The 14,911-nt window shown below is 68.9% G+C and carries 15 protein-coding genes and 4 pseudogenes; 11 read left to right on the top strand and 8 right to left on the bottom strand.

Annotation, left to right across the window (positions count from 1 at the left end):
- Positions 1 to 94: 94 nt before the first annotated feature.
- A pseudogene (locus AB0O11_RS35315) lies at positions 95 to 244 on the bottom strand (IS5/IS1182 family transposase); the annotation flags it as partial.
- A gap of 317 nt (positions 245 to 561) precedes the next feature.
- Between AB0O11_RS35315 and AB0O11_RS35310 the strand changes: the two are divergent.
- Positions 562 to 897: pseudogene (locus AB0O11_RS35310) on the top strand (SRPBCC domain-containing protein); the annotation flags it as partial.
- A 58-nt stretch (positions 898 to 955) separates the two neighbouring features.
- Here AB0O11_RS35310 and AB0O11_RS35305 read toward each other — a convergent pair.
- Positions 956 to 1,633 carry a hypothetical protein gene (locus tag AB0O11_RS35305; RefSeq protein ID WP_363395342.1) on the bottom strand — a complete coding sequence of 226 codons (678 nt, stop codon included), beginning with the start codon at positions 1,631 to 1,633 and terminating at the stop codon, positions 956 to 958.
- 89 nt (positions 1,634 to 1,722) lie between these two features.
- Here AB0O11_RS35305 and AB0O11_RS35300 point away from each other — a divergent pair, with 89 nt between their 5' ends.
- On the top strand, positions 1,723 to 2,244 hold the full coding sequence (locus AB0O11_RS35300) for a hypothetical protein (protein ID WP_363395339.1): 522 nt from the start codon (positions 1,723 to 1,725) through the stop codon (positions 2,242 to 2,244).
- Between the two features lie 229 nt (positions 2,245 to 2,473).
- Positions 2,474 to 3,844 carry a HEAT repeat domain-containing protein gene (locus AB0O11_RS35295; RefSeq protein ID WP_363395336.1) on the top strand — a complete coding sequence of 457 codons (1,371 nt, stop codon included), beginning with the start codon at positions 2,474 to 2,476 and terminating at the stop codon, positions 3,842 to 3,844.
- Positions 3,845 to 4,451: 607 nt separating this feature from the next.
- On the opposite strand, the gene AB0O11_RS35290 is transcribed toward AB0O11_RS35295, so the two are convergent.
- Positions 4,452 to 5,024 carry a winged helix-turn-helix domain-containing protein gene (locus AB0O11_RS35290; protein ID WP_363395352.1) on the bottom strand — a complete coding sequence of 191 codons (573 nt, stop codon included), beginning with the start codon at positions 5,022 to 5,024 and terminating at the stop codon, positions 4,452 to 4,454.
- A gap of 137 nt (positions 5,025 to 5,161) precedes the next feature.
- Between AB0O11_RS35290 and AB0O11_RS35285 the strand changes: the two are divergent.
- Together AB0O11_RS35285 and AB0O11_RS35280 are read left to right on the top strand one after the other, a co-directional pair.
- Positions 5,162 to 5,481: pseudogene (locus AB0O11_RS35285) on the top strand (Tn3 family transposase).
- Positions 5,482 to 5,513: 32 nt separating this feature from the next.
- Positions 5,514 to 5,864: pseudogene (locus tag AB0O11_RS35280) on the top strand (Tn3 family transposase); the annotation flags it as partial.
- Positions 5,865 to 6,067: 203 nt separating this feature from the next.
- On the opposite strand, the gene AB0O11_RS35275 reads toward AB0O11_RS35280, so the two are convergent.
- Complete coding sequence (locus AB0O11_RS35275; RefSeq protein ID WP_363395333.1) at positions 6,068 to 6,640, bottom strand: helix-turn-helix domain-containing protein; 573 nt, start codon at positions 6,638 to 6,640, stop codon at positions 6,068 to 6,070.
- Between the two features lie 143 nt (positions 6,641 to 6,783).
- On the opposite strand from AB0O11_RS35275, the gene AB0O11_RS35270 reads away from it, so the two are divergent.
- Both AB0O11_RS35270 and AB0O11_RS35265 read left to right on the top strand, forming a co-directional pair.
- On the top strand, positions 6,784 to 7,521 hold the full coding sequence (locus AB0O11_RS35270; RefSeq protein ID WP_363395330.1) for an SDR family oxidoreductase: 738 nt from the start codon (positions 6,784 to 6,786) through the stop codon (positions 7,519 to 7,521).
- Between the two features lie 80 nt (positions 7,522 to 7,601).
- Positions 7,602 to 8,036, top strand: coding sequence for a transposase (locus AB0O11_RS35265; protein WP_363395327.1), 435 nt, complete (start codon positions 7,602 to 7,604; stop codon positions 8,034 to 8,036).
- A gap of 221 nt (positions 8,037 to 8,257) precedes the next feature.
- On the opposite strand, the gene AB0O11_RS35260 is transcribed toward AB0O11_RS35265, so the two are convergent.
- The gene (locus AB0O11_RS35260; RefSeq protein WP_363395324.1) at positions 8,258 to 8,662 is read right to left on the bottom strand and encodes a 2'-5' RNA ligase family protein; all 405 of its coding nucleotides are present in this window, start codon (positions 8,660 to 8,662) and stop codon (positions 8,258 to 8,260) included.
- The gene (locus tag AB0O11_RS35255; protein WP_363395321.1) at positions 8,619 to 9,407 is read right to left on the bottom strand and encodes a hypothetical protein; all 789 of its coding nucleotides are present in this window, start codon (positions 9,405 to 9,407) and stop codon (positions 8,619 to 8,621) included. Before AB0O11_RS35255 ends, AB0O11_RS35260 begins: the two co-directional genes overlap by 44 nt.
- On the opposite strand from AB0O11_RS35255, the gene AB0O11_RS35250 reads away from it, so the two are divergent.
- Positions 9,291 to 9,542, top strand: a complete 252-nt coding sequence (locus tag AB0O11_RS35250; RefSeq protein ID WP_363395349.1) for a hypothetical protein — start codon at positions 9,291 to 9,293, stop codon at positions 9,540 to 9,542. The genes AB0O11_RS35255 and AB0O11_RS35250 overlap by 117 nt on opposite strands.
- On the opposite strand, the gene AB0O11_RS35245 is transcribed toward AB0O11_RS35250, so the two are convergent.
- On the bottom strand, positions 9,446 to 10,963 hold the full coding sequence (locus AB0O11_RS35245) for a DEAD/DEAH box helicase (protein ID WP_363395318.1): 1,518 nt from the start codon (positions 10,961 to 10,963) through the stop codon (positions 9,446 to 9,448). The genes AB0O11_RS35250 and AB0O11_RS35245 overlap by 97 nt on opposite strands.
- Positions 10,964 to 11,333: 370 nt before the next feature.
- Positions 11,334 to 11,537 carry a cold-shock protein gene (locus tag AB0O11_RS35240; RefSeq protein WP_045694210.1) on the bottom strand — a complete coding sequence of 68 codons (204 nt, stop codon included), beginning with the start codon at positions 11,535 to 11,537 and terminating at the stop codon, positions 11,334 to 11,336.
- Between the two features lie 1,062 nt (positions 11,538 to 12,599).
- On the opposite strand from AB0O11_RS35240, the gene istA reads away from it, so the two are divergent.
- From istA to AB0O11_RS35225, 3 genes are read left to right on the top strand one after another with little or no spacing between them, the layout of a single operon-like run.
- Positions 12,600 to 13,856 carry an IS21 family transposase gene (gene istA / locus AB0O11_RS35235; RefSeq protein WP_363395315.1) on the top strand — a complete coding sequence of 419 codons (1,257 nt, stop codon included), beginning with the start codon at positions 12,600 to 12,602 and terminating at the stop codon, positions 13,854 to 13,856.
- A complete protein-coding gene (locus AB0O11_RS35230; RefSeq protein ID WP_363395312.1) occupies positions 13,853 to 14,431 on the top strand; it encodes an ATP-binding protein in 579 nt (192 codons plus the stop codon). The genes istA and AB0O11_RS35230 overlap by 4 nt, the downstream gene beginning before the upstream one ends.
- Positions 14,352 to 14,693: an ATP-binding protein gene (locus tag AB0O11_RS35225; RefSeq protein ID WP_363395347.1), complete on the top strand. Its 342-nt coding sequence runs from the start codon at positions 14,352 to 14,354 to the stop codon at positions 14,691 to 14,693. Before AB0O11_RS35230 ends, AB0O11_RS35225 begins: the two co-directional genes overlap by 80 nt.
- Positions 14,694 to 14,911 lie beyond the last annotated feature (218 nt).

The raw sequence follows: 14,911 nt of genomic DNA, 5'->3' as shown, positions 1-14,911 counted from the left end.
CCCGGCCCCCTACGTCCATGCCTACAACGCGGACGGCAAGGAGATCTACAACCAGAAGACGCAGCCCACAGTCAAGGGCGCCCGTCCGTAGGCGTTACTCCAGGCACTTGGTGGTGGGGCGGCCATCCCAGCGGTAACGCGGGGCCGCACGGCGGATGAGCATACGCAGTGCGGCGATCACGGCGGACAGGCAGAGGACGAAGTCCACGACGCGGCTGCGCTTCCCGGTGCAACACCGCAGCTTGGGGGAGGTACCCGAGGGCGGAGTGGACTCGTTCACCGTTGTACCACGCGATGACGCCCGGCTGCACCGCATCAAGCGGATCCCTGAGGCCATCCAGCGCGGCCAGGAGAACAGCCGGGAGAACAACCGGAGGAGCTGAGCCCGCAGGCACGCACGGAGGAGCGAACGCGCCCGGGAACGGGCGCCCATACGAGAGAAGAGGTACCGCGATGGCGGACATCCTGCACCGGATCGGAGTCACGGCGTCCCCGGACGCCGTCCACACGGCCCTGACCACGGTCGACGGACTGGCGAGCTGATGGACCGAGGACACGGAGGGCGACGCCGGCGTCGGCGCCGTGCTCCGGTTCCGCTGCGGCCCGCCCGGCGGCTTCGACATGAAGGTCCTGGAGACCGAGCCCGGCCGGCGGGTGCTCTGGGAGGTGATCGACGGCCCCGAGGAGTGGATCGGCACCCGGGTCCGTTTCAACCTCGAGCAGGAGGACGACTTCACCATCGTGCTTTTCCGGCACGAGGGTTGGCGGGAGCCGGTGGAGTTCATGTACCACTGCAGCACCAAGTGGGCCACGTTCCTGATGAGCCTCAAGGCCGTGCTGGAGACCGGCAGGGGTGAGCCCGCGCCGCACGACGTCAGGATCAGCAACTGGCACTGACCGGCATGGCCGGGCGCGTCGCGCGCAGAGGGCCGAGGGGCATCCCCCTCGGCCTACGTCACTCGCTCCGGCTCCGGAGCTGTCCGACGGGCGGCTCGGCGCGGATCTCGGCCGCCGCGAAGGACACGTGCTTGCCCCGCCCGGAGAGCACGACCCTCCGGCCCGTGAGCGTGGCACGGGTCGTCGGCCGGCCCGACCAGGCGTCCACCGCGAAGTCCGTCACACCGGTGTAGACCAGCACGAACTCGACCGCGTTGTGGCCACGCTCCCGCCACAGCTCCGCGGCGCCTGCCGGGACGGCGAACGCGGAGAACCTCAGGGTGACGGACGCTTCGCGTTCGTCGACGAGGACGGAGTCCAGGCCGTCGACCTCGCCGACATCGAGCTCGATCAGCGCCCATTCGTCGTCGAAGGAGTCCGAGGGATAGCAGCGGCGGCGCGTCATGAGCTCCCCCTGGGGTTTCGAGACAGTCAGTCGGAGGGCCCGGCCGCCTCCGGCGGCTGGGCCCGGGTTCGGTCGGGCGTGAATGTAGTCGGCGATCACGTCGAGCGCGGACTCCACCGAGCTGAGCTGGGTATTCAGGTGTCTGATCCAGCGGCCCTTGGGCTGCAGGACGGTGTGCCGGGCGACGACGCCGGTGATGAACCGGCGGATCTCGGTGAGCTTCTCGCGGATCACCGCGACCTCGTAGGCCTGGAGCTCGACTGGTGAAGCGGCAGTGTTCGAACCCTGCACTATTCCTGGGTGGTCGCAGTCGCTGGCGCCGAATTCCTTGGCACTGTCGACAGCAGATGCGGCATGCTGCAGGTGAAAGGAAGGTGACCATGACTGACCCCGGTGACGCGCTGGACAGCTTGCGCTGGCTGGCGATCGAACGCGCGTCTGGCCACCACGCCGGATCGGATCGCCTGATCGCCGCCGGCCTTGACGCTCTCCTCAGTGGAGTGGACTCGCCATCACTGCCACTGCTCGCCGGCCTCGGACGTGCTGAGGAACCAGAGGCTCCCGATCTGTTCGCCAAGGTGCTTGAAGAGCTCGATCTTGTTCCTGACCTGCCCACCGACCGTGATCAGGCACTCTGGGCGATGGCCCGATGGTGGGCCCGCCTGATTGTGGGCGGGAAACTCGATCCTCTGACTGGCGCGGACCTCATCTGGTGGCGCGTCGCGATGGAACTGGGATACCCAGAGGAGCTCCAGGAGCTCGTTAACGGGGCTATCAATGGCGAGGACTGGAACGAGAACTGGGACATTCCGTTGGAGCAGATCAAGAGTGAGATCGTCGAAGCCGCCCACGCTTTCGTGGCGAAAGGCGCGAACGGCGTCGCTCACTCCACGTCAGGCTGACAAGCCGCGAGGTAGTCTGCCCAGCTGTCCTGAGCGAAGCCGGCCCAGGTGTGAGCGTTGCTGGCAGAGACGCCGAACAGCTCGCTGACGACGATTGGCGGCAGCTCGCTTGGCGGCTGCCGTACACCCCCAGGTGTGGACACGAGCAAAACCGTCAAATCGGAGGGGACCAGCGACATTGGTCGCGCTTCCACGGCGGGTGTCACTACCTCTGGCTACGGTGCCCGCCGTGGACAAGCGACTGCTGACCGAGAAACTCTCCGGCGCATGGAACGACACCCGATTGTTCCGCGACGCGCTCGTGGAACAGGGAGAAGGGGTGGTCGCGGCGGTGCTGGAGCTCCTCTGCGACGAACGGTCACCGGCCGACTGGGCCGCCTCGGCGGACGTTCTGTGCCGGATCGGCGAGCCCGCGCTCCTGCCACTGGTACAGGCGGCTGTAGCGGCGGACTCGCCCGAGGTCGCCAGGAGGATTGGGTGGGCGCTGGGCCGGCTGAAGGTGGCTGATCACGCGGTCTACGTTCCGCTGCTGGAGCATTCGCACCCTGAAGTCCGGAGCAACGCGCTCTTCGCCTTCCAGACCCAGGGCAAGGCGGCGGCAAAGTTCGTTGACAAGCTGATCCCGCGGCTGGGAGACCCCGAGCGTGAGGTCCGGCAGCGAGCGGTCTGGACCTTTCAAGCGATCGGCCCCGAGGCCGTCCCCGGCCTGCAACGGGTGCGCCGCCGGCCGGCCCCGGGGCCCAGGGTCCGGGCCGGTGCACTGGAGGCCCTCGCAGCCATCGGCGGGCCCGCGGCCCTCGACTCCCGGGACCGGGACGCCTGGGAGCGGCTGACCAGGATCAAGCTGCTGACCGAGGTCCCAGAGGGCATGCACCTGTGCGGATCCTGGTACGCGGTGCCGACCAGCGACCAGGACGCGGTGCTGGAGGCCTTCGACCTCGCAGTCCCCCAGCCGGTCACGCTTCGAACCGGCGCTGCGGCCTGGAACCACGACCACCACAACTGGAACCGGACCCAACCCCACGAATCCTGCGCGCGCGTCTTCGTCAGCCCCGCCCTGGACGGCTGGACCCTGGTCTTCGGCGACTCCTCACAGGACACCCACCGCATCAACGACGCGGACGACCGGGAACGGGCCCTTGACCAGACGGCGCGGGAGCGGTGCGCTGGTCTCAGCCGCCGGTTCGGCTCGGCCCAGTGGTACGGGATGAGCTGCGGCGACGACTGGACCGCCTGGTGCATCGCTGAGGAGGGAGAGGTCGTGCGCCACTACGACGCCTACAACGCAGAGGAGGATGGTGACGACAGCCCCGGGCACCCGGCCGAATCCGGCTACCTTCTGCCGCACCAGGACGGATTCCCCGATGATGCGTTCGACGGTGTGAGCTCCTCCGATTCCGAAGCGTTCCGCGCCCGGTACCTCCAGGTGAAGGAAGAACTCCAGATCCCCGACACCTGCGACGCCACCGACATTGCCGCCCGGCTCTCCGTCGATCCCGGATCGCTGGGAGCGCACACCAGGACAGCGGGATGTGGCGTCCTCGCCCTCACTGCATGTGGCAGAGAACACGGTCACCCCACCGGAGCACTGCCGGCGTGAAGGGAGTGTCATGAGCTCGCCCCGGTCATTCTGTATCTCCAAGGCGGCCTGCTCCAGATCCAGCGCCCGCCGGGTGTCCTTCATCAGTGCCGCCCGCAAGCGCGTCCTCGCACTGACCAGCGCGACGTCCGGAGCGCCGCCAACGGAAGCGTCCGGCACCTGCCGGACTCCATCCGAGGAGCGGGAAGCTCGGTGATCAACAACAGCAGCCGCACCGCACGCGTCTGCCGGAAGGACGACTACACCGTGCGTGGGAAACGACAAAGGCTCCATCAGCAACCTGCGCTCGTACCAGCTCAACGACACCACCCACTCGCCGAGGATCAACAACACGCCCTGCGGCGCCTGACCACCGCCACCTCCCGCCCCGCCGCCAGGCCGAACACCGCCGACGCCGCTTCGCACACAACCCTCCCCGCCCGACCGCCGGCCCGCGCCCGCTGCGCGTCGGAGATACCCGGGATCAGCGGGCGAGCGTCACGGTCAGAATCTCGTCGGGGCAGCTGGCCGCCAACTGCCACATAGCCTCACAGCCGGGTGCGGGAGCCGGGCCGCATGGCGATCAGCCCGGCCACCGACAGGCGTCCCGAGCGCCGGCCGCTGACCGTCACAACCGGGGTGCGGCCCCGTCGGCCCCAGGTGCGTCCTTTGGGCGGACGGCGGGTGAAGCCTGCCTCGTCCTCGAAGCAGATGTAGCCCCCGCAGGCCGCCCGCGTTCTTTTACCTCCTCCCAGATCGCCTCCTTCCACGTGGTAACGGCCTGCTCGTCGCCCTCGGCGACCCGCCGCGCGGGGACCTGCGGGCTGAAACCGAGCCGGTGCATCAGCCTCGTGGCACCCGAGACGCTGTAGGAGACGTGGAACTTCCGGCCGATCAGCGTGGCCACCCTCGCAGCGGTCCACACCTGGTCCTCCACCCAGCCATGGGCGGCCGGGCCGTGCTCCAGGTACGCGGCCAGTTTCTCCAGGCAGCGCGGGGACAGACGGCACCGGGATCCGCTCGGGCCGCGGGAGGCCAGTGCCTCGACCCTGCCCTCCCGCCACAGCTGGTGCCACTGGTAGGCCGACTTCGGGCTCACCCGCAGTCGTCGCGCGACTTCCGGCGGCTTGACTCCCCGCTCGAACATCTCGGCCGCCTGGATCCGCACCACTTCCCGGCGCTCACGTCCCGCGGCGGTCAGCCCGCCCCCATCCGCATATCTCACACACCACCGGATACAGCCGCCGCTCCAGACCCATCAGGGCCTTCGCGAAGGTTCACCCTGACGAGCCGAAGTCAGTAAATACTGTAAATGACCAGATTGCTGGCATCGGGCAGATGGTGGTGCCGGGCACCCCGCGCGATTCCCTGCACATCCTGGATACCCTGCTGAACCTGGACGCCGGCGCTCGCCCGGAGATGGTGGCCACCGACAACGCCTCCTACTCGACATGGTGTTCGGGCTGTTCTCGATGCTGGACTACAACTTCTCGCCCCGCTTCCGCGACCTGGCCGACCAGTGGTTCTGGCGGGCCGAACTGCCCGGGGTGTCCACCGGCGACTACGGGCCGCTGGAGCCGCTGGCCCGCAACCGAGTCAACCTGGGCAAGGTGGTCACGCACTGGCCGGACATGCTGCGAGTGGCCGGCTCCTGGTGACCGGACAGGTCCGTGCCTACGACCTGCTGCGGATGTTCGGCCGCGAGGGCCGTCCCACCCCGTTGGGCACCGCGTTCGCCGAGTACGGGCGAATCGCCAAGACCCTGCACCTGCTGCGGGTGGTCGATCCGGCGGACGACGCCGACCGGCGCCAGATGAACCGTCAGCTCACCGTCCGGAAGTCCCGCCACAAGCTCGCCCGGGACATTTGCCACGGCAGGCGCGGACAGATCACGCAGGCGTACCGGACCGGGCAGGAGGACCAGCCCGGCGCGCTCGGCCTGGTCCTCAACGCCGCGGTGCTGTGGACCACCCGCTACCTGGACGCCGCCGTCGAGGAGTTGCGGGCACTGCCGGCCGAGGTGCGTGGGCACGACGTCCTGGACGAGGACGTCGCCCGCGTCTCTCCGCTCAAGCACGCGAACCTCAACGTGCTCGGCCGCTGCAGCTTCCGCGCCTCCACCCCGTCGACGGCGACCTACGCCCGCTGCGCGACCCGGGCGCCGGCGCTCTCCACGATGACGACGAGAGCGAGGAATGACCACCCGAGGCCCTGCGGTGGTGGAGCGGACCCACGCACGTGTCCTCACGGGCGGACCGTGAGGCCGTCCAGGGTGAGGTCGAGCAGGCGCTCCGCTTGCTGTCGGTGTTCAGCACCCGCCGAGGTGAGGGCGATGCCTTCCAGGGCTGCGCCGATGTCGGTGGGCTGGATATCAGTGCGGATCGCCCCGGCGGCCGTGCAAGCATCCATGAGTGAGGTGATGGCGGCCTGGATCATTTCCCGGCTGTGACCAAAAGGATTGCTTCCCGTCGCGGCGATGGCGCGCAGGGCGTCGATCATGCCGTACTTGGCGGTGACGTAGTCCAGGAACAGGCGTGTCCACGCGCGCAGGGCCTCGTCAGGCGACTTCTGCGCGAGCAGAGCGGGGACGGCGTCGCACAGGTGGGCCACCTCGTTGCGGTAGACCGCCTCGACCAGGGTTTCCCGGGTGGGGAAGTTGCGGTACAGGGTCGCGCTGCCCACGCCCGCTTCCTTGGCGATGCGTTCCATCTGCGCGTCCAACCCCTCCGTCGTGAACACGCGCGCAGCAGCCGTGAGGATCTTCTCCCTGTTGCGCCGTGCGTCAGCGCGCAACGGACGGTGCGCTTCGTTGGCCATCAGTCTCGTCATCCCTTCTCAGAGGCGTCTCGAATTGCTAAACGGGGTCGCCCCCACTTAGTCTCTGAATAAGTGGGGGCACCCCCACTTCAACTGTAGGCCAACGCGCTGACCGGCGCACGCCCCTCGGAAGGAACCTGATCATGTCGAGAATCCAGGGCAAGGTCATTGCGATCACAGGTGCCAGCAGCGGCATCGGCGAAGCAACCGCGACCCACCTCGCCGAAAAGGGTGCCCGGCTCGTACTCGGAGCCCGGCGCGAGGACCGACTGAGCGCTGTCGTGGACGCCATCACGGCGAAGGGCGGAACCGCCACCGGCGTCATCGTCGACGTCACACGCCGCGAAGACCTCCAGCGCCTGACGGACACGGCCCTCGACCAGTTCGGCCGGCTCGACGTCCTCATCTCCAACGCAGGCACGATGGCCGTCTCCCCGTTCGACGACCTGCGCCAGGACGACTGGGACGCCATGGTCTCCACCCACATCACCGGCCTGCTCAACGGCATCGGAGCAGCCCTTCCCGTCTTCCGCCGACAGCGCTCCGGCCAGTTCATCAACGTCGGCTCCACCGCGGCCTACGTCGTCAAAACCCCCCAGGCCGTCTACGCGGCCACCAAGACGGCAGTGAAGGTGCTCACCGAGGGCCTGCGCCAGGAATCGGGACCCGACCTGCGAGTCACCCTTGTCTCACCCGGCTTCACCAACACCGAAGGCATCGGCAAGGGGGCAAGCCCCGAGGTCGCGGCCGCGATGACCCGACAGCGCGACGAGATCGCCATGCCGCCCTCAGCCATCGCCTCCGCCATCGGCTACGCGATCGAGCAGCCCGACGGCGTCGACGTCAGCGAGATCGTCGTCCGGCCCACCGTGCAAGCCTGACGACGCCGCGAGAGCTGCCCGCATCAACACCCACGCCTGTCGTCAAACCATCGTTTGACGACAGGTATCGCGCCCATCCAATGAACCCGCGCAAGGTCCGCGGCTGGCCCACCCGCCGTGACACCCCCGAGTTCTGGCAGCGCGCCGAGCACATCTGCGATCTTCACCGTAACCCGCCCCAGAGTGCGGTGCTGTTGTCGGTCGACGAGAAGACCACGATCGCCGCCTGCTCCCGCAAGCATCCCGGCCGCCCCGCCACTCCGGGCCGGGCGGCTCGCCAGGAGTTCGAGTACGTCCGCCACGGCACCGCCTCCCCCATGGCCGCGCTCGACGTGCGCACCGGCAAGGTTCTCACCGAGGTGATCGCCCGCATCAACGCGGCGACCTTCACCGCATTCCTCGACCGGATCGACGCACTCATCCCCGAGGGCACGGCCATCCACGTGGTGCTGGACAACGGCTCCTCGCACACCGCCAAGCACACCAAGGCATGGTTCGCCGCTCATCCGCGCTGAACAGCGCACTTCACCCCGCCCCATGCCTCCTGGCTCAACCAAGTGAAGCTGGTCTTCTCCGTGCTGAGCCGCAGCGTCCTGCGCCATGGCAACTTCGCCAGCCGAGACGACCTCATCGACAAGCTGGACAGCTACATCATCAACCACAACGAGAACGCCAGCCCCTTCCGGTGGACCTACGGCGGCACTCCGCTCAAGACGGCCTGGCCGGCTGCGGCCCATCAGCCCCGCAGGGCGAACTCTGCGCGTTCGTGCCACGTAGTGCCGTCGTACACCAGCAGGTGGATGGAACCAACGCGCGCCGTGACCGGTAGCCGACCTGAGATGTCCGCTTCGATCTCGTCGAACACACTCGACTCCTGGCTGTATGCCACTGTCAGGTGCGGAACGACGTCGGTGAACCAGCCCTGAAACGGCGGCGCTTCCGGCCACCGGCCGGCCACAGCCAAGGTGAGCGCACGCAGCCGATCCTCCTGTACCGGGGCGAGATAGAGCACGCCAGGAAAGCGACCGCAGCCCTGGAACCCAACGTCAAAGGCACCGTGGGCACCGAAGAGTTCACCGAGTTCGCCGAGAACCTGATCACCGATGCGGTCGTGACGCAGGAAGGGATAGAGCACGGTCACGTACGCCGGAATCCCGACGGTCGAGAGTCCTGGCAAGCGTACGGAAGCGCCGCTCCGCGGGATCCACGGTCCGCACGTCAGGACGGGACTCGTGCAACGCGTTCCAGGTGAACCCGGCGCGTACGGCAGCCAGGGCCGCCGCGATGGTATGCGGGCACAGCACGGTGGGACGGCTGTCGGGGCAGTCGCACTCACCCGTCAGGGCGCGGCCCACGACGCCGACCCAGACCTGCCAGGTCCGGGTGCCGTCCACGACATCGGCGTTGGCTCCGCCGAAGCCGGGCTCCAGGTTGCGCACAGAGCCGGCGGTCAACAGCTTCTCGCCGCTGCGGTACGCCTTCACAGACGCAGCGGCCCGGACAGTGTCAGTAGCGATACTCACGGCCATGCCCATCATCCAACCTGCCCGGCCGAGCTCCGGACACCGGGTCCATGAACGGGTGAACCCCGCTTCGCCCACGCTCACGGCCCGATCGCGCATCTGGCGCACACCGCCGCCTGAGCCACCCAGCAGGCTCGCCAACTGCTCTGGCAACTCGGCGACCGCGCTGCCGACTTCACCCACCTGATCCGGGACCGTGACGCGAAGTTCACCGCGGCCTTCGACGCCGTCTTCGCCGGCGAGGGCATCTCTGTCGCCAGGATTCCGCCCCGCAGCCCCAACTGCAACCCGCACGCGGAACGATTCATACGCTCCGTGCGGGAGGAGTGCACCGACCGGCTCCTCTTGTCCCAGCGAGGCCACGCGGAGAAGATCCTCGGCGACGAGCGGGCCCGGCGGTACTACGCGGCGGGAGCGGCGCGCCGGGGCGTCCGGCGGCGGCCAGCGGAGCCCTGGTCGTCGCGGCCGGAGGCGGCCCGGGTGTCGCCGGCGGCATAAGCGGGGCGGCCGCGGCGGCCGCGACTCGTCGACGGGCTGCGGCGCGTCCGCTCGACGGCGGGGTCGGCGATCACGGTGGGAATGCCGGTGGGCACGCGGGCGCCGGTGATACGGGCCAGGTCCTCGCTGCCGGCGAGGACCCTGGTGGTGACGGGGGTGATGGCGGCCGTGGTCATCATGCGGGCCATCGCGCGGCGCTGGTTGGGCAGGACGAGGGTGACGACGGTGCCGGACTCGCCAGCCCGGGCCGTGCGCCCGCCCCGGTGCAGGTAGTCCTTGTGGTCGCCCGGCGGGTCCACGTTGACAACGAGGTCGAGCCCGTCGACGTGGATGCCCCGGGCGGCGACGTTGGTCGCGATCAACGCGGTCACCTCGCCGGTGCGAAACTGCTCCAGGGTGCGGGTGCGCTCAGGCTGGGACTTGCCGCCGTGCAGGGCCGCGGCCTTCACCCCGTTCGCGAGCAGGTCCTCCACCAGGCGGTCCGCGCCGTGCTTGGTGTCGATGAACATGATCACCCTGCCATCACGGGACGCGATGTGGGCGATCGTGGCGTTCTTGTCGAAGTTCTGCACGTGCAGCACATGGTGCTCCATGGTGCTGACCGCTCCCGCGGACGGGTCCACCGAGTGTGTGACCGGGTCCTTGAGGAAGCGCCGCACCAGGCGGTCGACGTTGCGGTCCAGGGTGGCGGAGAACAGCATCGTCTGGCCGCCTTCGGCGACCTGCTCAAGGAGCTCGGTGACCTGCGGCAGGAAGCCCATGTCGGCCATCTGGTCGGCCTCGTCGAGCACCGTGACGCCGACCCGGTCCAGCCGGCAGTCGCCGCGCTGGATCAGGTCCTTGAGCCGGCCCGGGGTGGCCACCACGACCTCCGCCCCACGGTTCAGCATCCATGCCTGGCGGCTGATCGACGTCCCACCCACCACGGTCGCCATCCGCAGGCGTACGGCGCGGGCGTAGGGGGTGAGTGCCTCGGTGACCTGCTGCGCGAGCTCGCGGGTGGGAACCAGCACGACAGCCAGCGGGTAACGCGGCTCGGCCCTCTGCCCGACGGTGCGGGCCAGCACGGCGAGGCCGAACGCGATGGTCTTGCCGGAGCCGGTCCGGCCTCGTCCGAGGACGTCACGGCCGGCCAACGAGTTCGGCAGCGTTGCGGCCTGGATCGGGAACGGCGCGGTGACGCCCTGGCGGGTCAGCACCGACAGCAGCGCCTTCGGCATGTCCAGCTCGTCGAAGGACTCGACGGCCGGCAGTGCCGGGGTCGTGCTCACCGGCGCCGCGAACTCGCCCTGCGCGAAGGGGCCCCGAGGGGCCCTCCGGCCGGAGGAGCGCCGGCCTCCGGCGGGCCGGTCGCCGTAGGAGCGGCCGCCACCGGAGCGGAAGTCGGCGTTGTGGTACGAGGAGCGACTGGAGGGGGCCATGCGGAAAACCTTCCTCGGGGCGGCACGTCGCGAGGAAGGCCCCGTGGCGCGGGGCGCCGGGCGGAGACCGCAAGGGAACGGGCCGGAAGTGTGACGAGCGGAGCGTGGACGGTGGAACCGTGCGGCGCGTCACCTACGGTCGGCGCTCGCCGCGGAGGGCGGGAGCGAAGAACCTCGAACCGTGAGCTGTCACGGCGGGGCGCCGATCCGGACGCGGCGCTGTGCGTCTCGCATGGGGATGGCCGCCGGTGGCGGAGCCAGGGGCCTGAACGGCCGGGGGATGCGCCGTGGCGCGATGGCCGAGGGGCCCGCACCGGGCATGTGCGCGGTGCGGGCCCCTCGCTGCTAGGCGGGTGCCGTGGCAGAAGAACTACAGCGGGCGAATGTTCTCGGCCTGCGGGCCCTTCTGGCCCTGCGTGACGTCGAACTCGACCTTCTGGCCCTCAAGCAGCTCGCGGAAGCCGTTGGCGTTGATGTTCGAGTAGTGGGCGAAGACGTCGGGGCCGCCACCCTCCTGCTCGATGAAGCCGAAGCCCTTCTCCGAGTTGAACCACTTCACAGTGCCATTAGCCATTAAAAATCTCTCCTTCAAGGGACTGTCCGAAGCACGCACAGCGCGGGCTTCGAGTCACCGCATGGAGCGCCCACCGGGGAAGAGCCGGGGAACAAAAAATGCGCCTGCAATACATCAGCAGGCGCACACAAAGTTCATGGGAACCACTACTGCAACTAGGGCGACTGTAGCAGGCCACGGCCCGCCGCGGCGGGATTTTTCACCCCCGGTTCTGCGGGAGCCTTCCCCGAGGCTGCCGATTCCGAGCCGAGAGGACCGTGAACACACCTGGAGAGCAAGCCGCTTGAGTATCTGGCCGCACCCCGTCGGGGCCGACACCTCCCAGGGATTCCTGCGGCACGGAGTGCCCGCCCTCACGGTGACAGCCCCACGAAGACGGTGCACACTGCCCACCGTCGCCATTCGCGAGGACGCACTGGACGATGTGTGCGGTATTCCGGCCCGACTCGAACTCGTATGCGCTGGAAAGTCCCGCACCCGCGCTTCCAGGCGCGTACTGGCCGAAATGACGAAATCTTCAGCAGGTCGCAGCCCCTGCCCACCAGCCCCTTCAAGCCCCGGGCAAAGGCGCCGCCCAAGCAGTTTCACCGTGGAGTACCAGGCTGGGCCCGTCGGCGGGGAGCCGTCCGCAGTGAACGGGCTGGGGAGCAGCGCGTCGGTGTCGATGTGGGTGGCCCGGCGCCGCGACATGCTGACGGTCGTCGGCTCATCTGCCCCGACACCCAGGGGTGTGTGAGACTGCCGGGCAGCAAGGCACGGGCAGCAGACAGCAAGGGTCGGGTGCGATGGGCTGTGTATCCGAGCTCATGCCGCAGGCGACCCCGGTGTACCTGGCTGGTGTCCCGTCTCAATTGATCATTGCCGGTGGGCAGTCCTGTGAGCTGGACAGGTGTAATCAGCGGTGAGACCGGCCTGGCGGCCGGTCTCACTTGATGTTGTCGCCGGGAAGCTCTCGGTGACGGGTGAAAACTGACCGCTGAACGGCGGATCAACGGTGACCCACCTCGCGATCGTCTGATCATCCTGATCTTCATTGAGGGTCAGGAGGAGAGGGTGATTTCCGTGGAGGACTGGGCTGAGATCCGTCGGCTGCACCGGGCCGAGCACATGCCGATCCGGGGGATCGCCCGGCACCTGGGTATCTCGAAGAACACGGTGAAACGGGCCCTGTCGACCGACCGGCCGCCGGTCTACCAGCGGCCGCTGAAGGGCTCGGCGGTGGACGCCGTGGAACCCGCGATCCGCGAGCTGCTCAAGCAGACCCCGACGATGCCCGCCACCGTGATCGCCGAGCGCATCGGCTGGGAGCGCGGGATGACCATCCTCAAGGAGCGCGTGCGCGAACTGCGTCCCGCCTACCTGCCGGTCGACCCGGTCTCGCGGACCGTCTACCAGCCCGGTGAGCTCGCCCAGTGCGACCTGTGGTTCCCACCGGTCGACATCCCGCTCGGCTACGGCCAGTCGGGCCGCCCACCGGTGCTCGTGATCGTCTCCGGCTACTCGCGAGTGATCACCGCCCGGATGCTGCCCTCGCGGACCACCGGTGATCTCATCGACGGACACTGGCGCCTGCTCTCCAATTGGGGAGCCGTCCCCAAGACGCTGGTCTGGGACAACGAAACCGGTGTCGGCAAGGGCAGGCTGACCAGCGAGTTCGCCGCGTTCGCCGGCCTGCTCGCCACCCGGGTGCACCTCTGCCGGCCCCGTGACCCGGAAACGAAGGGCCTGGTCGAGCGGGCCAACGGCTACCTGGAAACCAGCTTCGTGCCCGGCCGCACCTTCACCGGCCCGGACGACTTCAACCGCCAGCTCACGGCCTGGCTGCAGATCGCCAACCGGCGGCATCACCGCTCGATCGACGCCCGCCCCACGGACCGGTGGGAGGTGGACCGCACCGCGATGCTCACCATCCCGCCGGTCGCCCCGCCGCACTGGTGGCCGCTTCGCGTCCGTATCGGCCGCGACCACTACATCCGCGTCGACACCAACGACTACTCCGTCCACCCTCGCGCGATCGGCCGGACGGTGATGGTCCACGCCGACAACGAGGAGATCACCGTCATCTGCGGCGACGAGACCGTGGCCCGCCATCCGCGCTGCTGGGCCAGGCACCAGAGCCTGACCGATCCCGACCACGCCGCCGCAGCGGACCTCATGCGCGGCGAGGTGATCCATCAGCAGGCCGCCCGCGCGGCCACTGCCCGGGCCGCGATGCTGGCCCCGGACAGTCTTGGCATCGAGGTCGAGCAACGCGAACTGGGCACCTATGACCGTATGTTCACCCTCATCGAGGGCGGCGCCGGGAAGGAGGACACATGATGGCCCGCACCGCTCCCCAACCCCCGAACACCGCCACCGACACGGCGAAAGCAGGCGTTCCCGCCGCCCGCACCACCCGGCAGACCATCGCCGACCTGGCCTTCCTCGCCCGCGCGATGAAGGCACCCGCGCTGCTGGACGCCGCCGAGCGGCTCGCCGAACGCGCGCAGGTCGAGTCCTGGAGCCACCTCGAATACCTCGTCGCCTGCCTGCAGCGCGAAGTCGCCGCCCGCGACAGTCACGGCGGCGAGGGCCGCATCCGCGCCGCCCGCTTCCCCGCGATCAAGACCATCGAGGAACTCGACCTCGCCCATCTGCGCGGAATGACGCGCCAGCAGCTCGCTCACCTGGGAACACTGGACTTCATCGCCGCGAAGGAGAACGCGATTTTCCTGGGGCCGCCGGGCACGGGCAAGACACACATCGCGACCGGGCTGGCGATCCGGGCCCGGCCACCGGGTCGCGTTCGCCACCGCCGCCCAGTGGGTCGACCGCCTGGCCGCCGCCCACCACGCCGGCCGGCTCCAGGACGAACTGGTCAAGCTCGGCCGCTACCCGCTGATCGTGATCGATGAGGTGGGGTATATCCCGTTTGAGGCCGAGGCCGCGAACCTGTTCTTCCAGCTGATCTCGAACAGATACGAACGCGCGAGCGTGATCGTCACCTCGAACAAGCCCTTCGGACGCTGGGGAGAGACCTTCGGCGACGAGACCGTCGCCGCCGCGATGATCGACCGGCTCGTCCACCACGCCGAGGTCCACTCGCTCAAGGGCGAGTCCTACCGCATGCGAGGCCGCGAACTCGGCCGCGTCCCCGCCACCACCGACAACGACTGAACAAAACCACCGACGACGCGAGAGTCAGAACTCAACCGTCCAAAGTGGGTCACGGTTCAACCGCCGCCGACAGAAGCAGATCGGTGGGTTCGTCTCACCCGATGTTGTCGGCTGCCCGCATTTCCAGGCCTCCGGCCGGCTGAGCTTTGCCGGCACGGCGCTGCTGCCGCTCTGCCTGTGCGCTGTCCGCGCACAGGCAGAGCGGCAAGACGGCCGTC

This window comes from Kitasatospora sp. NPDC093102 (assembly GCF_040683915.1).
Lineage (GTDB): Bacteria > Actinomycetota > Actinomycetes > Streptomycetales > Streptomycetaceae > Kitasatospora.
This window is presented reverse-complemented; position numbering and strand designations above follow the sequence as displayed.